Raw genomic sequence first — 20,753 nt, forward strand, 5'->3', positions numbered from 1 at the left:
AGGCAAATTTATGAGTGAAGAACAAAAAACGAGTAGCCGGCCGATGAATGTAACTTATAAGGAACCTAAGTTACCTCGTTCGACGCTCGTTGTTTGGATGATTGGGATAGGTTTACTTGTACTCTTGATCTGGGCATGGTTATTTAATTTAGAAGAAGTTTCTACGGGGACAGGTAAGGTTATCCCTTCTTCAAAAGAGCAGATTATTCAATCACTTGAAGGTGGTATTTTAACCAAGCTGGATGTAAATGAAGGCGACGTGGTAGAAAAGGGGCAAATTCTGGCCCAGCTTGATCCGACCCGTCTGGCATCGAACGTTGGGGAATCGCAATCATTACTGATTTCTGCCCAGGCAACTGCCGCGCGTTTACGTGCCGAAGTGAACGGGACGCCATTGGTATTTCCGGAAGAGGTTCAGAAAATTCCTAAACTGGTGCAAGAAGAAACGGCGCTTTATAATTCACGCCGCGAAAATCTGCAGCAGTCACTGGCCGGCTATGAACAGGCCGCCAAACTGGTACGTCAGGAGCTTGCCATGACTGAACCGTTAGTGGCCAAAGGGGCTGCCAGTGAAGTTGAGGTGCTACGCCTAAAGCGTGAAGCCAATGATTTGAGCAACAAGATCAATGACACCCGCAACGAGTATTATGTCAAGGCACGCGAAGAGCTGTCCAAGGCCAATACCGATATCCAGACACAGCAACAGGTCGTTAAGGGACGTAATGACAGCTTGCAGCGTGCGGTATTTAGGGCACCAGTGCGTGGTGTCGTGAAAGAAATTGATGTGACCACTTTAGGCGGGGTCATTCCGCAAAATGGCAAGTTAATGACCATTGTGCCGCTGGAAGATAAATTGCTGATAGAAGCACGTATTTCACCCCGGGATATCGCTTTCATTCGTCCAGGGCAGGAGGCGCTGGTGAAGATTACGGCTTATGACTATTCTATCTATGGGGGACTGGATGGAAAAGTAACGGTCATTTCTCCTGATACCATCCGTGATGAAGTCAAGCAGGACCAGTTCTATTATCGTGTCTATATCCGCACCAATTCGGATCGGCTCTATAACAAGGCCGGCAAGGCTTTCAGTATCACACCTGGTATGGTTGCGACAGTAGATATCCGTACCGGTCAAAAAACCATTATGGATTATCTGCTTAAACCGTTTAATAAGGCCAAGGAAGCATTACGGGAACGCTAAGTTGTGCCGATATAAAAAACCTCGCCTCAAGCGAGGTTTTTTATTTGCTGTTTAAAAAGCTATAATCTGTTTTTCAGTTTCTATTTATGTTTTATGCCATTTACCATTGCCAGTACGGTAACTTTTGAAGAAGACATTAAAAAAAGTCGTTTCCAGGCGACTGCAGCTGTTGTGGAGAATGAACAGCAGGTTAAGGATTTTCTGGAACAATACCGGGATAGCTCAACCACACACCAGTGCTGGGCCTGGAAGATCGGGCATCAGGTTCGCTTTAATGATGATGGCGAACCTTCAGGTACAGCGGGTCGTCCCATTCTGGCAACAATAGAAGGCAATGAGCTCACCAATGTGATTGTACTGGTCAACCGCTGGTATGGCGGCATCAAGCTGGGTACGGGTGGACTGGTGCGTGCCTATGGCGGTTGTGCAGGTCAATGCTTGTTACTGGCAGAAAAGATTGAGCTGATCGAAAAGAAAGACATTCAGTTTGCCTGTCTGTTTAATGAATGGGCCATTATTCAATATGAGCTGATGCAGCAACAGATTGACTATCAGGAAAGTTATACCGAGACAGGAGTCGTTGTTGAGGCACGTGTTCAAGTCCACCAGATCGCACCATTAAAGCTCAAACTTCAGGATGTAACCCGGGGCCGTGAGCAATTGCGATTGATCGGGGAGCTAGCAGATGACTGATCCTTTATTGAAATATCGTGAGCAGCACAAGCAGCGCCTCAATTATATGCCTTGGCTGTACTGGACACTCAAGCCAAAACATCGTGAATGGGCTGAGGCATGGCAGGCTGAATATCAGGCTTATCTGATGGAGATGGAAACGGTTGAAATCGGCAAGAACTGTTTTATTTCTCCGCTGGCACAGATCTTTGCAGAGCGGGGCCGTAAGATTTCCATTGGCGATAACACTTTTATTGCTGCAGATTGTACCCTGCATGGCCCGCTAGAGATTGGCAATGAAGTGGCGATCAATCACCATTGTATTCTGGATGGAGGCCGGGCGGGGATCAAGTTACATGATCAGGTCCGGATTGCGGCCTATAGTCATTTATATGCTTTTGACCATGGCATGGAGCTTGATCGTGCCATTTACCAGCAGCCGGTGACTTCAAAGGGCATCGAGATAGGCCGCGATGTCTGGCTGGGCGCACATGTGGGAATTAAGGACGGGATTAAAATCGGAGATCATGCTGTTATTGGAATGAACAGTATGGTCACTAAAAATGTAGACGATTACGCAATTGTGGCCGGAAATCCGGCAAAAATAATCCGTTATCGGAATGACTAAATTTCGCTAAATGTGCCTTGTGCCAGCTAAAAAAATCTTGCAGCAAGAATGGCTTATGTTGCTATGAGAGCTTTAGCTGCTAAAGTGCAATATCAACACAGCCTGTTAAAAAGCTGATGAGATTCGATACATAAATTTAACCTTCATGGCTTTTATCTATGCTAAGTTAAAAATAAGTAGAAGACCTAAGGTATTTACCTAAAGAGAGGCGAAAAATGAACCGTGTAATTGCATGTATCGATTCTTCACCCTGCATTGATGCTGTGGCCGAAGCAGCTGTATGGGTGGCCAAGCAAACACAGCGGGAATTGGTACTGTTGCAAATCCTGGACTATTATCCAGCAAGCTATCATTTAGGTGAAATCAGTGGTGTGATCGGTTTTGAAAGTAACGCCATGCTCTTAAAAGAGCTGGCCGAGCTGGAACAAAAGCAAAGTGAGCTCGCACTGGATTATAGCAATAACCTGCTCAAACATATCTCGGAATTAATCGAAAAACAGTATGGCCTGACCAGTACTAAGATTCAGGAAAAAGGCGATTTTCTTGAGCAAAGTTTTAATATTCTCAACGAAAAAGACATTGTCATTATTGGACGGGTAGGTGAGCGGGCTGCCGAGAAAAACAAGCCGATCGGTAGTAATGTGGAAAACTTCATTCGTGGGGCGAACTGTACGGTAATCACGGTGGGCGAGCATTTCCAGCCACCGAAGCGATTTATATTCGCTTATGAATATTCACCGACCTGTCAGAAAATGCTGCAACGAATTGCCCAGAGTGACCTGCTGAAAAAACTGCAATGTCATCTGCTCTATGTCGGGGATCATCCGGAAATGCTGGCAGAGCCTGAAAAGTATTTAACCGATGCCGGCCTGGAAGTGCTATCGGTGTACCGTTATGGCGATGTGGCCCAGAATATTCTTGAATATCAAAAGGAACATGATATCCAGTTAATTGTATTGGGGGCCTTTAGCCATAGTAAAATCCATCAGTTCTTCCTGGGAAGCATCACAACGACAATCTTCCGGAATGCCAATGTTCCTTTGCTGGTGGCTAAGTAATTCATTTTCTTCCATATAGTTATCCGCAATTCCTGTGGATAACTATATGGAAAAGCACTAGAGATAAATATAATTATTTGATATTACACAATTAAATTAAACAGGTTGTTTTTTAATCTCTATTTTACAATGGCGATTGCAAAGCCATCATGGCCTTTTGAGCCGACAGTCTGTAATGCTGTACAGGACAACAGTTGAGGGTGATCCTTTAACGCTGTGAATGCCTGACGGATACCTTCAATACTTGGTTTCTTGTTATTTTCATCCAGAATTGCCCCGGCACGAATGACATTGTCTAGCACGATGATCGTACCTGAACGGGAAAGTTGCAGACTCAGTTCAAAATATTCAGGATAGCTTTGCTTGTCTGCATCAATAAAAATCAGGTCAAACGGTTCGCTGCCTTCGGCAATCAGTTGTTTCATGATATCTGCACCACGGCCTTTTTTGAGCTCGATGGTGGTGGGCATATTGGCAAAATCAATATTTTCCTGGGCAATCATCACGTGGGTATCACGTCCTTCCACCGTGAGCAGGTAACCATCTTCAGGCAGGGCCTTTGCCAGCCAGATGGTACTATAGGCGCCAAATGTTCCCAGTTCCAGTACCCGTTTGCACTGGTTCATCTGCACCAGCATTTGTAAAAACATGCCTTGATTAGGGGCAACAGCCAAATGATTAGAAAAACCCTGCGTATCGGTATTGTCTAATGCATGTTGAAGTCTTGGGTCTGTGGGAATTAAATGTGAATTGATATAGTCATCAATGTCGGTCCACATCTGTTGCATAATCAAGTTTACCTATGAATCTGTTAGCTGCATTTTAAACATTTATGAACAGAGTGCAATTTGCTTGCTTAATTAATCCTGCGCAATCAAACAAAAAAGAGACCGCCAGGATCTCTTTTAGGGGAGTGTTTTTAGAAATTACACATTGAACTGTTGCGTGTGAGGTCGGGACCCCAGGTACGGTAACCTTGTGTATCAATATGGATCTGTCCTGAACTATAGAGGCCAACGCCTAAATCCAGACTTTGTCCATGCTGGGCCCAGAACTGGCATAGCTTGAACTTGGTCTGTTCAATATAGGTGTAATCTTGTGGGTGCGGATATTGAGGCCCAATGCGGAAATCAATAGCCGAGTTAAACAGATGTTTTGATGAGCCGGCGCCGCCAGCACATTGGTTTAATGGTAAATCGCGGTACACCGAGGTTACCTCGAAATCAGTCAGGACTTTTGCCGCAATCAGGTATTTAAAAACACGCAAGGTCGGCAAAGAGTTCTTCCATAATTCGCGGTTAGGAACCATGTATTCTGAGCGACCGCATTTTTGCCAGTCCCGAGCAGTTCTTAGCAGTTCAAAACTCGGAATAATATGGGCAACGTTATTACGCGCCAGAAACTGTTCATATTCACGCACACGGGCATAATTGTCGCCCTGACCAAGCCATTGGCGATAGGAGGCAGGTTCGACTTTATTGGGAACAGGACGAGTTACGATAACCTGCTCTTGTGGAATATAAATTCTTTTGCCTTGGTTCTGGTTTTGTTTGGTGGTTGAACTGGTGCAACCCACCATCATCACAGGGATGATAAATAATGATAATAGACCCTGTAATTTATTTCGAATCATAAAAAAGTGCAGTTCATAATCGTTTGAGGTAGTATTTTAATGCAAAATAGCGCATGAATAATGATGTAATTGCAAAGAAATGTGTGTTTCAGGTATAAAAAAGACCAGTAAAAACTGGTCTTTTAAATTATCTTTCCAGATATTGCAGCTTGTCCGGCTTACCGTTCCACTCTTCACGATCAGCAGGCTGTTCACCAATCTGAGTAATGTTGTTGCCTGCCCATTTTTCTGACAATTCAGCATTCAGCTCGATAAAGACTTCCTGACCTTCCGGTAATTCATCTTCAGAGAAAATTGCATTTGCCGGACATTCCGGTTCACATAATGCACAGTCAATACACTCATCTGGATTGATCACAAGGAAGTTTGGACCTTCATAAAAGCAGTCGACTGGACAAACTTCAACACAATCTTGATATTTACATTTAATACAATTTTCAGTGACAACAAAGGTCATGGCGGCAGCTACCTAAAAAATATGGTTTTCATTTTGCATAGCGTATTTTAGGCAAAAAATACCGATAGAAACAATTCCTTTTATTGATATTTATTATTCGTATCAATGAAATGGACTTATTTATATGACTTTTGTTGATAATAACTCTCAACTACAGCCGCAATCTGCTTATTTATGCTTTTTCTTGAGACCACCACCATCTTGCTTGTTTACTGTTGACCAGGCTATACGTTCAGCTTCTTCCTGAGTGCGTCCCTGTTCCAGTTCGCTTTCCTCGATGTGTTTAGCCTGACGTTTCTGTTTTGCCGTATAGGCAGATTTATCGCCACGAGACATGGTGTTTCCTCCACAGAATCATTTTCTGACTATAGCAATAGCATGAAGTTTAATAAGGGAGGGTGAGAAAATGTGAGATTGCGCAAGACTATGTAAAAAAGCCCTATCGCATCAGACAGGGCTTATTGGTGGCGAATCAGTTTTCAAGTGCCTGACTTGTCTTGGATAAAGCCTTCAGTTGATAGAGCTGTTCGAGTGCCTGACGTGGCGTGAGGTCATCGATATCAATATTCTGTAACAACTCCAGAGCTGGCGATTTTACTTCTACCTCAATGATTTTCTCAACCACCTGACTTTCAATTTCATGTTCAACCGCACTGAACAAGTCGTTTTGCACGCTACTTTGCAGATGCTGATGTTGCTGTTTTTCCAGTATCTTCAGGCGTTTTTGCGCTTCCTTGATCACGCCTGCAGGAATACCGGCCAGTTTGGCAACCTGTAAACCATGACTTTGGCTGGCTGGGCCTTGTTGCACTTTATGCAGCAAAATCAGGTTGCCATTGAGTTCCTGCGCGGTGACGTGATAGTTGTCAATTCCCGTTTCACTGCCCAGTTCAGTCAGTTCAAAATAATGGGTCGCAAACAGACATAAACATTTCACCCGTTTGGTCAGGTCAAGCACACAGGCCCAAGCCAGAGACAGACCATCATAAGTACTGGTACCACGACCGACTTCATCCATCAGCACCAGGGACTGGCTGGTGGCATGATGCAGAATCTGTGAAGTTTCAGTCATTTCAACCATAAAGGTCGATTTACCTGTAGATAAATCATCGGCTGAGCCGATACGGGTAAAGATACGGTCAATCGAACCCAGCTTGGCAGATTTAGCCGGTACAAAGCTACCACAGTAGGCAAGCAGGCTAATCAGGGCAGTCTGGCGCATAAAGGTCGATTTACCACCCATGTTCGGCCCGGTAATGATGGCCATACGATGCTGTGGATCAAGAAAGGTGTCATTAGGCGTGAACGGGGCTTTATTTAATGCTTCGACCACCGGATGGCGACCCGCCTGAATCTTGATACAGGTTTCAGCGGTAAATTCGGGTCTTGCCCAACCATTTAATCTGGCCTGATGGGCAAAGTTTGCCAAGACATCGATATGTGCAATCGCGGCACTCATCATTTGCAGATGGGCAATGTTCTGACGCAGTTCATCCAGTAGTGACTCAAACAAAAGCTTTTCGCGGGCAAGGGCACGAGACTCACTTGAAAGGACCTTGTCTTCAAAGCCTTTTAGCTCTGGTGTGATATAACGTTCGGCATTTTTAAGCGTTTGACGACGAATATAATCGGCAGGCGCCTGTTCTGCCTGAGCACGTGTCAATTCGATATAATAGCCGCTGACCCGGTTATAACCGATTTTCAGGGTATTAATACCTGTACGTTCCCGTTCTTTGATTTCCAGATCAATCAGGAACTGACCGGCATGATCACGAATCTTGCGCAATTCATCCAGCTCTTCATCGTAGCCTTCTGCAATGACATTACCATCACGTAACAACACCGGTGGATTTTCAACAATCGCAGCCATCAAGTGCTGATGTAGACTCTTAAAATCACCCAGCTCTTGGTCAAGCTGTGTTAGTAGTTTAGATTGCTGGGTTTTTAATACAGGCGCCAAGGCATGACGCAAGAACGGAATCTGTGCACAGGCGTGACGCAGTTGAACCAGATCACGGGGACGGGCACTGCCTAGGGCAACACGACTGAGCACCCGTTCAATATCACCAATTTCTTTGAGAACCAGACGTACTGGTGCTTCATGAAAGCCTTTTAATAGCTGTTCTGTTGCATCAAGACGGGCATCGAGAATCGCGGTATCTCGGATAGGCTGCATCAGGGTTCGGCTCAGCAAACGTCCACCCATTGCGGTTTGGCAATCATTGATCAGCTGGAACAGCGAAGTGCCATGTTCAAATAAAGGTTCAATGATCTCCAGATTGCGACGGGTAATCGGATCAAGTGCGATAAAGTCAGTACTTTGCTCAATCTGGATGGAGCGGATATGGGGTAACGCCGTTTTCTGGGTTTCTTTTGCGTAGTGAATCAGCGCTGCCGCAGCAGCTCTGGCCAGCGGTAACGGATCGAGGCCAAAACCAGACAAGGTTGATACCGAAAACTGGTCACACAATGTCTTTTGGGCATTATTTAAATTGAAGTCGACATTTGGACGCTTGGTAATCGGGCAGTCCAGATTTTTCTTGATTTGCTCAATAATGTTTTGATCAATCAGGTCTTCATCAATCAGGATTTCGCTTGGCATCAAGCGTGCCAGTTCAATTGCCAATTGTTCCGGCTTGTAATCTTGTTGCTGGACTTTAAAAATACCTGCACTTAAGTCAAGCAAGGCAAAACCGATCTGGTTTTGCTGGATACATAGCGCAACCAGATTGGATGACTGATAACTGCTGAGCAGGGCATCATCGGTTAAGGTTCCAGGCGTCAAAATACGGACAACCTTGCGCTCAACCGGGCCTTTTCCAGTAACTTCACCTACCTGTTCACAGATCGCAACGGTACGACCCGCTTTGACCAGACGTGCCAGATAGCCTTCTGCTGAATGATAGGGAACCCCCGCCATCGGAATCGGTTGACCGCTGGCCTTACCACGATGAGTTAAGGTAATGCCTAGCAGCTTGGCTGCTAAATGGGCATCTTCAAAGAAAAGCTCGTAAAAATCACCCATACGATAGAACAGCAAAGCATGCTGGTAGTCCATTTTGACTTTGAGGTACTGCTGCATCATAGGAGTGTGGGAAGATAAGTCAGCCATGATTTCAGCGCTGTTCATTCGTGCTAAATCCTTGAAATTTAATATTTACGGTCAGAAGAGCGAATTAAGCTCTTCAACGAATATCGGTGCAAATCTGACGCAGTTAGATAAAAAGTATAGCTTTTATGTCAAATCAGGGGGCATTCATCTGCCAGCCCTTGGCAAATTTGCATGTCAGACATCTTAACAAATCAATGCAGATTCACAAAAAGGATTGCGGTAATGAGTGAAGAAATAAGCAGCAAAAGGGAAAGGGCGGGTCTGTTTACGCTATCGATCAGAATAGGTTGAGCGCTCCAGCGATTAGCCATGCTTATAAATACTCAGCTTTAAATATTCTGGCCAAAAACCAAGTAGGTCTAAAGATAAAAGAGTTTTTGATTCTCTTTCTTATTATATGCCTTTTATGCTTTCCCAATTTAGAACGATTCAAATCCTATCGATATTGTGCTGCAGCAAGTAAAAGCTGACATGAAGTGAATCATGAATTTTAAAAAGATGCTTGCAATTTAATCTATGTGGATTATTATTTAATCTACATAGATTAGTTCTTGTCGGGATTGTGCAAGATCTATAACAACAATGATGGAAAAAGTGTTTGATAATTAGGCTTAAAAGGATGATGTCTGATGCAAAGATCAAAAAAAATAAACGTTGGCGTATTACTGGCTATTCTCGGTTTAGTAAGTCTGAGCGCGTGTAACGAGAGTGATAATACTAATCGGGTAAGCACCCCATCTGATACGGATTCAGTATTAACAGATTGTATGTGGCAAAATTCGGTGACCAGTAAAACCCATACAGGGGAAGACCCGTTGAACTTTGCTTTTCCTGACTCAAATGTAAGCTATTGGTCATCAGAGTTCACCGTTCCAGAAGGCGCTAAAGTGATGATTGATGGAGATTACCCATATTCACGTCATTTTTCTTTGGTGAGTTATAGCGCGCAAGGTGAACGTGTTAATTCATTGCTGGATCGAGCGATTGTACCAAACCCAGGATCCACAAATCCTTTTGTTGTGGGAAATAATCGTTTAGGTAAAGAACGTGCTTATTCAACACAATTACAATTGGCAGACTTACCAGAAAAGCCTGCTACAAATACCCTGTATGCACCTAAAACTGCTGACAATAAGGTTGCAATTCTATATCGGGTCTATGTACCTAATAAAAATATGAATGAAAAAGGTAATGTCAGTTTTCCCCGGTTTAAAGTACAGCTTGCAAGTGGTGAAGTTAAACACGGGCAAGAGGTTTGCAATATTTTACAGGTGAAAAAAGGTCCGATAGACCGTACAACAAGCCTGCCATTGGCCGCCACTCTGGCTGCTTTTAACCAAAATAGATATACCGGTTTTCCCGCTCAGCTAGAACCAAAATGGTATAAGGCATTTAGTGGACTGGATAATTTTAAATGTACCTATAAATTTGATCCGGTCACCAAACAGCCGTTGGATAAATGTGAAGGGCTAAGCGTAACGCCTAAGCTGAACTATTGGGCCACGCCTGATAATGAATATGTTTTTGCAACCACTAGCCGACGTCTAGGTAAAGTGATTGAGCTTCGGGGTAAAGTTCCGAATACAGAAAAAACCTTTAATAATGATCAATTTGTGCAAAAAACTGATGTGCGGTATTGGTCGATCTGTACCAATGAAATCATCAGTACGGCAACTAATTATTGTTTATATGATGAGAACATCCAGAAAGTTGATAAAGATGGTTTCTATACCATTGTTGCTTCATTGGCAGAAGACCGTCCAGCCAATGCGCGAGAAGAATGCGGGGTATATTTCCTTGAATTAAGCCCACGTGGTTCAGGCTATATGGCAGAAGACGGTAAGGCGTTTGGACATGCTGATTTTGGTATTTTCATCATGCGTAATCTGTTACCGAATCCAGAATTTAAACAGGCTGTACAGAATGTAAAAGCGTGGGGAGAGGAAAAGGCGGTGATGGGTGATTATCTACCCGATATAAACTATACTTCCAGGGAAGCTTTTGAAACTAAAGGCTGTTCTTAGGGAATAAGCCAGCATGGAACAATAAACCAATCTGGAATAGATTGGTTTATTTTTTGGACTGGCCCGATATTTCTCCGGATAGGTTTGGATGGTTGCGTGAAGAATTGAATGAGTAAGCAAACTAAAGAAAAACTGATAGAAGCAGCGATAGTTCTTTTTTCACAGAATAATATTGAAACCCTATCGGTGCAGAAGATTAATGAAACAGCAGGTGTTGCAAACAAATCAGCGCTTTATTATCACTTTAAATCGAAATGGGGGCTGGTCGAAGCTGCATTGGATCATGTCATGCAACCTTATGTGACAGAAAGTTTGGCCTTGTTAAATAGCATTCATCCAGATCACGTACAAGTTGCTGATGTTGTCGATGCTTTGATGAAACCCATGGTCAAAATTCTTTTACAGGAGAATGGAATACATTACATCAAGTTTTTTTCAAAAACGATCAGTGCAGGAGATGAAGGGCGACGGATCGTTGCCAACACGCTTGTCCCGATTTCGAATAAAGCAGTGCAGTTATTACAGCGGGCTTTACCTGATGCCGAACCCGATGCAGTTTCACTTAAAGTCCTTTTTACATTTAATATCATTCTAAATGTAATCAGTGATATTGGTCTGGAGCATTTCTGGCCGACTAAGGTCAAGGATCATCGTTTGCTGGGTAAATACTTAAAAGATTATATTGAAGGCGGTATTAATTTCAAAATAAACGAAATTTATAAGTGATAGGCCTATCTGCCAGTTAGCCTTTACTTGAGCTAATTTAAGCACTGGCTAATCAATTTTACAGTCTTTCCATTCTGGCGCTGAATGGCTGAATATAAGACAGAAGTTATGAATGCCTTATATTCATATACAGATTTATTGTTTTGTTAGCCTATTTTCAATCGCAAACTTGAGTAAAGACGCACTGCGGTAAAAACCATGTGCGAACTTTCCAAATGGCATGGTAATAAAGAAAGTCATGACCGTAGCTAAATGGAACATCAGTAAAACTGCCATATAAGGGGTATTGCGAAGTGCCATGAGGGCTAGGCCTGAAGCACTGACTAAAATTAAAAGGAAAATAAAGCCCCGATCTACAGGTTTTTGCTCACGGTCACCATGCAATGGATGACGTTTAAGATTTAAATAGAGCAAGCCAGATGGTCCAATCACTAAGCCAAGCCCCCCCAACGTACCTAAAATCACAGGCAAGCTAAAGATAGGATAAGGTGCGTGTAGGTCAAGAAAATAATGATATAAAGTCGCTACACCTGTGGCTGCAAAGCAAAGCATAAAGCCATAAAAGGTCAGGTGATGGAACACACGGCGGATGTGTGTATAACGATCATCTTGCTCATTACAGCCTTTGCCATGACCACCATCTAAATATTTAAGTGTTAATACATTTTGAGAGGCTTGAATAAGGTCTGGTTTCTCAACTTTGCCGTGAATGACTTTAGACGTCTGCCGCCAGAATTTGCTAATTCCAATGCCGAGCAAAATAATTGCAACTGTAAAGGTTGTTCCAAACAGCAGCGCTAAAAAGTGATGTGGGAAAATCGCATAGAAATGACCTTGATAGCCTGCAAACAGGTCGGTGCCTTTGTACCACACCACAGCGAACATGCATAAAAAGAAAATGAGTGATAACACTGAAACAAAAGCAATACCTACAGACTTATAAAGTCGGCCTAAAGGCTGAGGGGTCGCAAACTCTTGGTAAGTTTGCAAACGGACTTGTGCCATCGCTTTTGGAATATTGACACCAAACTCGTGCGGCGGGGCATATTGGCAAGCATGTAAACATGCACCACAGTTATGGCATAAGTTTGCCATGTAATGAATATCGGCTTGATTAAACTCAAGGCGCTTGGTCATAGCCGCAAAAACAGCACAAAATGACTCGCAGTAACGACAAGCATTGCAAATCTGTAGGGCTCTTTGAACTTCTTGCTCATGGTCAGAGAGCTGAACCACTGGAATCAGGGCTTTGGTACTAGCATTCATGTTCAACTCCTTGTGAAAGTGCATAGTGGGCTGCATTTTTTCCGGCAATGCGTCCAAAGATTGTGCCGATCGACATGCCAACGCCTGCGGTATAACCCTGACCGAGTACATTACCTGCCATCATTTCACCTGCGACAAACAGGTTGCGGCTGGCTTTATTGTTAAAACGCACCGCAGCATCGTCTTCGACTTTTAAACCTAAATAGGTAAAGGTAATGCCGGGTTTAAGCGCATAGGCATAGAAAGGTGGCTGATCGAGAGGAACGGCCCAATGGGTTTTGTTGGGAACAATATTTTGGGTAGTGCAGTCATCTAAAACGGTATGGTTAAAGCTGCCTTGCACACAGGCCTGATTAAATTCTTCTACGGTATGGCATAAGGTTTTTGCATCCAGCCCGATTTTTTCGGCTAACTCTTGAATGCTATTTGCTTTTACACCAGCAAATACAGGTGGCATAAAGCGACCAATCGCTTTTGAATCAATAATCGAATAGGCAATTTGCTGTGGCTGTTTGGCAACAAGACGGCCCCAAATCGCATAACGTTTTGGCCAGAAGTCTTCGCCTTCATCGTAAAAACGTTCGGCTTTGTTATTGACCACAATTCCCAAGGAAACGCAGTCAATACGGGTACAGATACCGCCGTCATATAAGGGGGCGCGTGCATCTACAGCGACGCAATGTGATTGTGATGGGTCACCAATAATATCGGCGCCTTGATCGATCATAAATTTGAGCAAGTTGCCCTGATTAAAGCGGGTTCCACGAATAATGAAATTATCGGCAGGCCATTCGCCGTTTTCATTTTGTCCCCATGCTTCTCTTAACCATTCCAGATTTGACTCAAAACCACCTGCGGCCAATACACAGCTTTTCGCTTTAAACACACGGCCATCTTCGGCAATGGCAGCTTCAAAATGTCCTTGGTTTAACTTTAGATCTTTAATTTTTGTGTTGTATAAAATCTCAATACCAAGTTCTTGGGCACTACGGTAATACGCATTAATGAGGGCTTTACCGCCACCCATAAAAAAGGCATTGGTACGTGCAACATGCAAAGCCCCCGATAGTGGTGGCTGAAAATTCACACCATGTTTACGCATCCAGTCTCGACAGGTCGCCGTGCTACGAATCACCAGACGAGCTAAGTGCTCATTGGTTTTGCCCGCAGTCACTTTAAGTAGGTCTTGCCAATATTCCTCTTCGGGATAGGCTTCGACCAATACATCTTGAGGGGCATCATGCATGCAACGGAGGTTACGCGTGTGTTGTGAGTTACCACCACGCCACTCTTTGGGTGCTGCTTCTATGACCAGCACAGAAGCACCACTTTCTTTTGCTGTGAGCGCGGCACACAGTGCGGCATTCCCACCACCAATCACAATTACATCATGCATGGATGTCTCCCTTTCTCAGCTCGGGCTAATGTAGCTTTAAAAGGGAATATGCAGTGAGAGGCTAGGCTTGAATGGGTATTTAATAAAAATAAACACTAACAGCTTAAGTGTTTATGAGTTCCGCACCAGGCCAGCCTTTTTCATTCATCATATTGGTCACACAGGCACGAATTACCACTTTGGTAGCTAAGGTGGCAGGTGAGAGCTCTTCTTCAGAAAGACTAATCAAATAGTTAATGCGTTCAATGGCAGGTTCTATAATACGTAGTAAACATAGGTCTTGCCGTGAGTTTAATGAGGCACCCGCAGGTTGAATGGTTGCCATTTTCAGTTGGCTAATGCTTTGCATTAACAAATGCAACCCATCAATTTCATAGGCCACTCTAAGTTGATGAATTTTCTGTTCCAGTAACAAGCGCAGTCCATGTCGTTGGCTCGGTAAAATCAGGGGAAGTTGTTTAAGCTGTGAATGAGTAATCGTTTGAGTGCTTATACAGCTTTCAAGTTGGTACTGGCTCAGCACTTCTTTCGGAGAGATTACAAACATCTGTTCTTTGACTAAAGGCTGTATAGCCCACTGTGGGTCGACATCATCACTAAAGATGATGGCAACATCGAGCTGTCTGGCATTAACTAAAGCTTTTAAGTCACCTGATAAGCCCTCGATTAAACGGACTTTAATGTCGGGGTAACGGTTTCGCATCAGTTTTAAAAAGTGGGTGCCCATCACCGCCGCGACACTTGGCGAAAAACCGACGGTGACATGACCGCTTAAACGGGAAGAATGAGCTGAATCTACAGCATGGTCTAGGTGTCTAAGCGCCAGTTGAACCTGTTGAAAAAAAGCTAAGCCCGCAGGGGTGGGAACTGTACCCAAAGCGGTACGTTGTAACAGGCGAATCGAAAGCTCGCTTTCTAATTTTGAGATTTGCTGACTTAATGCAGACGTTCCAATATCGAGATTTTTGGCAGCTTTGCCCAAGCTTCCTGTCTCGATCACTGCAATAAAATACTTGAGTTGTTTGAGTTCCACGGCAAATACTACATTGTCCTTTATGGATGAATTCTACACTGCTTTGTTGCTCTACATTTTGTTCTATTACGCTGCGTAAAACGTTCCAAGAGTAAAGGCAACATCAGCTCAAAATGCTGCCTTTTAGGGCTTTTATTGTTTAACCTGCTCAAGACCCTGTTGTTCAATAATTTGTGTGGCTTGAGACGATTTTACAAATTGAATAAGCTGTTTGGCGACTTTTGCATGTTCCGAGTTTTTACCAATGCCCGCCGCAAACACAGTCACTTTTTGGTACGGTGCAGGGATTGGACCAACTAACTCAACTTGACCATATTGGCCAGTAAACGGTTTGATTTCACTGATTTGCTGGAAACCAATATCAAACTGGCCTTCGGCAATACGTTTGGCAACGCGGTCGCCAACCACTTTTTCTGCCTTACCAGCAATCACTTTGTATTCGACCGGCGGAAAGCTTGGGAAAACATCTTTTTCAAGATGCGTACCGCTGGCACTTGCGGAATAGCCGATGTGCTTGGCATTGAGTAAAACTTTCTCAAATTTTGCCGCAGAGCTAATATCCGGTTTTGGCGCACCTTTAGGAACAGCCATGCCAATGCTTGAATTGACCAAAGCGCTTTGTGAATCTGGGTCGACATAGCCTTTTTCTGCCAGCTTGCTCAGCTCTGGCGCTGCCAACACCACTACATCAAAACGCTCACCACGATCAAGTCGATTGGGAATAGCCGTTGGTGATGCACCCATGGATGAGCCGGATGAGAGATGTACGGTGTGACCAGTTTGTTGTTCAAAGATTGGAATAAGTTTTTCCATAGATGAATAAAAACCGCCTGAACTAATCACTTCGAGGATATCTGCGTAAGCAAGCGTTGAGCCTAAGCCTGCACCCGCTAGGCAAATGGTCATAAAGATCGGGGACGTTTTCATAGGATCTCACTTTAATGATAGGAGAGCACAGTCACAGTACGGAGACTTCAGATCCGCCGTACTGTTCATTAAAATCTCAGGTGAAGTCGTTGTTGTTTTAAGCGCTCACCTTGGCAGGCTCAGCAAGCGCGTCAGTATTGTTCTGTTGAGAACCTCGGCATAAATACAAGCTTGAGATGAGGCTACATACCGCAGCAAGCATGAGCCAGAATGCCGGGGTACTGGCATTACCGGTATTTTCAACAAGGAAGGTACAGGCCATAGGGGTCATGCCACCAAAAATCGCAGCGGCAAGGCTGAACGCCAAAGAGAAGCCAACGGTACGGACACGTTTTGGCATCACTTCTGCAAGGGTTGCGACCATGGTACCGTTGTACATACCAAAGAAGAACGAGAAGTAAGCAAGGGTAATCAGCAGGTTGGAGAAACTGATGTCACTGACTAACCAGCTTAAAACCGGATAGCTGGTAAAGATCGCAAGGGTGGTAATACCAACTAACACAGGACGGCGACCAATTTTGTCTGAAAGCAAGCCACCCATTGGTAACCAGAAGAAATTCGACAAACCCACAAACACGGTGGCTAACAGGCTGTCGGTTACCGACATTTCTAAAGTGCGTTTTGCATAGACGGTGGTATAAACCGTAATAAAATAGAATGTGGTTGTGGTCATGGCACTCATCATCATGCCGGCAAGGACAATGCGCCAGTTGTTGACCAGTGTGCTGAAAATTTCTTTTGAAGAGGGATGCGTTTTTTGCGCTTTAAAGTCTTCCGTTTCTTCTAAAGTACGGCGGAACAAGAAGATTAGAGGAATAATCAAACAGCCAATTAAGAATGGAATACGCCAGCCCCATTCACCCACTTGAGCGGTGGTTAGGATGGTGTTGAGCCAGTAACCCAGTAAGGCTGCAAATACAACCGCAATTTGCTGGCTGCCAGACTGCCAGCTGGTAATAAAGCCACGGTTTTTATCAGTTGCGATTTCAGCCAGATAAATTGAAACACCACCCGATTCCACACCGGCCGAGAAGCCTTGTAACAGACGTCCAATCACCACCAGAATCGGTGCAAGAATACCAATGGTTTCATAACCCGGTACAAAGGTAATCAGAATGGTGCCGATGGCCATCAGGCTTAAGGTCACAATCAGTCCTTTACGACGTCCCACCCGATCGACATAGGCACCCAAGAAAATAGCGCCGAGAGGACGCATCAGAAAACCCGCAGCAAATACGGTAAATGTCATCATTAAAGAGACATATTCATTATCAGAATGGAAAAACTTTGCTGCGATATAGGTGGCATAAAAGCCAAAAAGAAAAAAATCGTATTGTTCTAAAAAATTGCCACTGGTTACATTTAATATTTTTTTAAAGGTAGCACTGCGCTGATTTGCAACATCCATAAAGACCTCCTTGGCCTGACAAAATGGAAACGTTCACAATTTTCATGAGCTGGATATACAGGGTTCTGCTCCAAACCCTTGACAGGCGAAGGGGTGAGCCGAGATCTGGAGATATCCTGACGAGAAAATGTGATGCCTTGTTTCCAGTTCAAACTACACATCTATATTCCGATAAACCGAAATTCACTGATCATCCGGAACAAAATGTAATCTTAAAAAGCAGGCAGGAGTGAGAGGACAAAATTAATGAGGTCTTTAATAAAATTAATGACCAGTTATAAAATTATTTCGGAGCATGGCCAGATTTGATTTTGAATCAGTTCCTTGACACAGGCTTTAATTGCAGATTTTGCGGCGAGGGCCGCAGGTGACAGTTCTTCTTCGGCAAGGCTGACCAGATAATTGATCCGCTCAACTTCAGGATCAACCAGTTTAAGTAATTGAATCTTGTGCTGATACTCCTGCAGGCAGGCACTTCCTGGGCGCACACTGGCAAGGTCCAGATGAATCAGGCTATCCATCAGCAGGTGCAGGCCATCAATTTCATAGACGACATTGAGTTGACCAATCTTGTGCTCAAGCAGCTTTCTTAAACTATGGCGCTGACGTGGCAATACCAGCGGAATATCACCAATTTGCTGCGACTGAATCATTCCGCTTTTAATACATTCGCCAAGCCCGTATTTTTCCAGCACTTCCTTGCGTGCCATCAAATACATCTGCTCGCGTACCAAAGGCTGGATCGACCACTGCTTATCAATTTCATTGGTAAAAATAATGGCGATATCAAGCTGACGCGAATTAATTGACTGAATCAGGTTACCCGACAGGGTCTCTACAATTTCAAGGCGAATGTCCGGATAACGTTCAGACATCAGTTTCATTAACGGGATGCCAATCAAGGCGGTAATGGTCGGTGGAAACCCCAAGCTGACATGCCCCGAAAGCCGTGCCGAATGTGCAGCATCTACAGCGAAGTTCACCTGACGCAAGATCAGCTGGGAATGTTTTAAAAAGGCAAGACCTGCAGGGGTTGGGGTGACGCCAAAAGCATTCCGCTGTAATAAGCGTATGCTTAACTCTTGTTCGAGCTTACTAATTTGCTGGCTGATGGCCGAAGCACCGACATCGAGTTTTTGCGCAGCTTTACCGATGCTACCTGCCTCAACTACCATTAAAAAATACTTTATTTGTTTGATTTCCATGAAATATATTCTTTTATATGTGGGCATCTGATTGTTCAGTAAAGCAATTTAATCACTATGATGGGCATTATCAATAGGATGAGAACACTATCGGTAGGATGAGTTCACGCTGTTGTATGACAAGTATATAGCAATACCTGCCTTGAGCTCATAGCAGAATAAAGACAAAGAGGATGATCTTCTTTCATCAATCAGGATAGGTTTTTATTTACGCAAAATTTACGAGTTCGGCTTTTTTCAATATAGAGAATTTACGCCTTCAATTTCCATACTAAAGCTGACCTATTATTAAATGGCATCTGCTATGTGGGAATTTATCTCTGTATTTGTCCTTTCATTACTGCTGGCTTATCCGCTCGGGACTTATCTTGCCGATGTGATGCAGGCCAAGCCAATGAAAAGTGATGCGCTGTTTAACTGGATTGAACAGCCGATTTATGCTGTGCTCGGTGTCAAGCGTAACGGCATGAACTGGCGGCAATATCTGGGTGCTTTTATGCTCAGCAATGCTTTACTGCTAGGAGCCAGTCTCGCCATCTTGATGACTCAAGCATGGTTACCGCTAAATCCGGACCATATTCCGAATATGAATTGGGATCTGGCTTTACATACCAGCATTTCATTCCTGACCAATACTAACCAGCAACATTATTCAGGGCAGGCGCAACTGTCTTACCTATCGCAAATGACCGTGATTGTGGGATTGCAGTATTTGTCGCCCATTATGGGACTGGCCTTACTGGTCGCCATGTTGAGGGCTTTGTTTCTGCAATCGGGGCTTAAGGACGGAGCAAATAAAAAAGACTGGCAGACGATCAATCTAGGAAATTACTGGATGGATCTCATCCGCCCATTGTTTCGGTTCTTTATTCCACTCGGCTTGATTTTTTCTTTGTTGCTGACATTTCAGGGCGTTCCAGCAACTTTATCTGCTGGTCCAACCGCACAGGTTCTGGAACAAACGGCAGACCTTAAAACCCAGCATCTTCCACTGGGACCCGTTGCTCCGATGGTGGCAATTAAACAATTAGGCAGCAACGGTGGAGGCTGGTATGGACCGAACAGCAGTGTGCCATTAGAAAATCCAACGCCGTTGTCCAATGTGATCGAGATGATTGCGATTTTACTGATTCCATTGTCCGTGGTGTTCATGCTTGGACGCTTTATCCAGCGTAAGAAATTAATGTGGATGATTTTTGGCAGCATGTTACTGATGTCGCTGGCCTCAACCTTGTTGACGCTGTGGACTGAAAAATCTTCCTTAATTCCAGATACTGCCTTAATGGAAGGCAAGGAAGTCCGTTTCGGGGCCAAAGCATCGGCATTGTGGGGAAGTTTGACCACCCAAGTGAATAATGGCTCAGTCAATATGATGCATGACTCGGCTTCACCACTGACCGGACTGGTAGAACTGTGCAATATGCTGATCAATGCCATTTGGGGCGGGATCGGCTGTGGTCTATTACAGTTCTTTATTTATCTGTTCCTTGCAGTATTTATCGCAGGCTTGATGACAGGGCGTACCCCTGAATTATTTGGTCGCAAGATTGAAGTCACGGAAATCAAACTTTTAGCATTGGTAATTCTATTACAACCTGTGGTGATCCTGGGCTTGACCGCAATCGCGATTGCCTTTCCATCCCTTACAGGTCATTCAAATCCCGCTTTCCATGGCATTAGCCAAGTGTTCTATGAATATGTCTCGGCCTATGCCAATAACGGCTCAGGTTTTGAAGGCCTGGGCGATAACACGCTGTGGTGGAATCTGAGTGCCAGTGTGGCGTTATTGGCAGGTCGTTATAGCGTACTGATTATTCCTGTACTGATAGCAGTCAGTTTGGCAACTAAAACGCAAGCTGCTGAAAGTAAAGGTTCTTTACAGATCGAATCCCCAACCTTCGCTTTAACTTTAATCGGGATCGTGCTGATTTTGACCGTATTGCAATTCATGCCTGTGTTGGTGATCGGGCCAATTGCAGATTATTTATCTCTAAAAGTTTAAGCGTG

General features: G+C 44.1%; 18 protein-coding genes. 7 read left to right on the top strand and 11 right to left on the bottom strand.

Annotation, left to right across the window (positions count from 1 at the left end):
- Positions 1-10: 10 nt before the first annotated feature.
- The 4 genes from OC23_RS02045 to OC23_RS02060 all read left to right on the top strand — a co-directional run bounded on the left by OC23_RS02045 (position 11) and on the right by OC23_RS02060 (position 3,559).
- A complete protein-coding gene (locus tag OC23_RS02045; RefSeq protein WP_038342389.1) occupies positions 11-1,201 on the top strand; it encodes an HlyD family type I secretion periplasmic adaptor subunit in 1,191 nt (396 codons plus the stop codon).
- A 93-nt stretch (positions 1,202-1,294) separates the two neighbouring features.
- Entirely contained in the window at positions 1,295-1,894 is a 600-nt protein-coding gene (locus OC23_RS02050; protein WP_038342390.1) for an IMPACT family protein, read from the top strand.
- Positions 1,887-2,501, top strand: coding sequence for an acyltransferase (locus OC23_RS02055; RefSeq protein WP_038342391.1), 615 nt, complete (start codon positions 1,887-1,889; stop codon positions 2,499-2,501). Before OC23_RS02050 ends, OC23_RS02055 begins: the two co-directional genes overlap by 8 nt.
- Positions 2,502-2,716: 215 nt before the next feature.
- A complete protein-coding gene (locus OC23_RS02060; RefSeq protein ID WP_038342392.1) occupies positions 2,717-3,559 on the top strand; it encodes a universal stress protein in 843 nt (280 codons plus the stop codon).
- A 119-nt stretch (positions 3,560-3,678) separates the two neighbouring features.
- On the opposite strand, the gene OC23_RS02065 is transcribed toward OC23_RS02060, so the two are convergent.
- The 5 genes from OC23_RS02065 to mutS form a co-directional block, all read right to left on the bottom strand.
- Positions 3,679-4,347, bottom strand: a complete 669-nt coding sequence (locus OC23_RS02065; protein WP_038342393.1) for an O-methyltransferase — start codon at positions 4,345-4,347, stop codon at positions 3,679-3,681.
- 131 nt (positions 4,348-4,478) lie between these two features.
- Complete coding sequence (locus tag OC23_RS02070; RefSeq protein WP_038342394.1) at positions 4,479-5,192, bottom strand: D-Ala-D-Ala carboxypeptidase family metallohydrolase; 714 nt, start codon at positions 5,190-5,192, stop codon at positions 4,479-4,481.
- A gap of 127 nt (positions 5,193-5,319) precedes the next feature.
- Positions 5,320-5,649 (bottom strand): ferredoxin FdxA, encoded by a 330-nt coding sequence (fdxA, locus tag OC23_RS02075; RefSeq protein WP_038342395.1) that lies wholly within the window; start codon positions 5,647-5,649, stop codon positions 5,320-5,322.
- Between the two features lie 168 nt (positions 5,650-5,817).
- Positions 5,818-5,985: a hypothetical protein gene (locus OC23_RS19110; RefSeq protein ID WP_038342396.1), complete on the bottom strand. Its 168-nt coding sequence runs from the start codon at positions 5,983-5,985 to the stop codon at positions 5,818-5,820.
- A 136-nt stretch (positions 5,986-6,121) separates the two neighbouring features.
- Positions 6,122-8,779, bottom strand: coding sequence for a DNA mismatch repair protein MutS (gene mutS, locus OC23_RS02085; protein ID WP_038342397.1), 2,658 nt, complete (start codon positions 8,777-8,779; stop codon positions 6,122-6,124).
- A gap of 611 nt (positions 8,780-9,390) precedes the next feature.
- On the opposite strand from mutS, the gene OC23_RS02095 reads away from it, so the two are divergent.
- Together OC23_RS02095 and OC23_RS02100 are read left to right on the top strand one after the other, a co-directional pair.
- Complete coding sequence (locus OC23_RS02095; RefSeq protein ID WP_038342399.1) at positions 9,391-10,785, top strand: hypothetical protein; 1,395 nt, start codon at positions 9,391-9,393, stop codon at positions 10,783-10,785.
- Between the two features lie 108 nt (positions 10,786-10,893).
- Positions 10,894-11,511, top strand: coding sequence for a TetR/AcrR family transcriptional regulator (locus OC23_RS02100; RefSeq protein ID WP_038342400.1), 618 nt, complete (start codon positions 10,894-10,896; stop codon positions 11,509-11,511).
- 135 nt (positions 11,512-11,646) lie between these two features.
- Here OC23_RS02100 and tcuB read toward each other — a convergent pair whose 3' ends face one another.
- The 6 genes from tcuB to OC23_RS02130 form a co-directional block, all read right to left on the bottom strand.
- Positions 11,647-12,777 (bottom strand): tricarballylate utilization 4Fe-4S protein TcuB, encoded by a 1,131-nt coding sequence (gene tcuB / locus OC23_RS02105; protein WP_038342401.1) that lies wholly within the window; start codon positions 12,775-12,777, stop codon positions 11,647-11,649.
- Positions 12,767-14,173, bottom strand: a complete 1,407-nt coding sequence (tcuA, locus tag OC23_RS02110; protein ID WP_038342402.1) for an FAD-dependent tricarballylate dehydrogenase TcuA — start codon at positions 14,171-14,173, stop codon at positions 12,767-12,769. Before tcuA ends, tcuB begins: the two co-directional genes overlap by 11 nt.
- A gap of 103 nt (positions 14,174-14,276) precedes the next feature.
- Positions 14,277-15,206 carry a LysR family transcriptional regulator gene (locus tag OC23_RS02115; RefSeq protein ID WP_038342404.1) on the bottom strand — a complete coding sequence of 310 codons (930 nt, stop codon included), beginning with the start codon at positions 15,204-15,206 and terminating at the stop codon, positions 14,277-14,279.
- Between the two features lie 132 nt (positions 15,207-15,338).
- Positions 15,339-16,133, bottom strand: a complete 795-nt coding sequence (locus OC23_RS02120) for a substrate-binding domain-containing protein (RefSeq protein WP_038342406.1) — start codon at positions 16,131-16,133, stop codon at positions 15,339-15,341.
- A 97-nt stretch (positions 16,134-16,230) separates the two neighbouring features.
- On the bottom strand, positions 16,231-17,541 hold the full coding sequence (locus tag OC23_RS02125) for an MFS transporter (protein ID WP_038342408.1): 1,311 nt from the start codon (positions 17,539-17,541) through the stop codon (positions 16,231-16,233).
- A 275-nt stretch (positions 17,542-17,816) separates the two neighbouring features.
- Complete coding sequence (locus OC23_RS02130) at positions 17,817-18,746, bottom strand: LysR family transcriptional regulator (protein WP_038342409.1); 930 nt, start codon at positions 18,744-18,746, stop codon at positions 17,817-17,819.
- Between the two features lie 304 nt (positions 18,747-19,050).
- Here OC23_RS02130 and kdpA point away from each other — a divergent pair, with 304 nt between their 5' ends.
- A complete protein-coding gene (gene kdpA, locus OC23_RS02135; RefSeq protein WP_038342412.1) occupies positions 19,051-20,748 on the top strand; it encodes a potassium-transporting ATPase subunit KdpA in 1,698 nt (565 codons plus the stop codon).
- Positions 20,749-20,753 lie beyond the last annotated feature (5 nt).

Origin of the sequence: Acinetobacter sp. A47 (genome assembly GCF_000805455.1) — a bacterium.
GTDB lineage: Bacteria > Pseudomonadota > Gammaproteobacteria > Pseudomonadales > Moraxellaceae > Acinetobacter.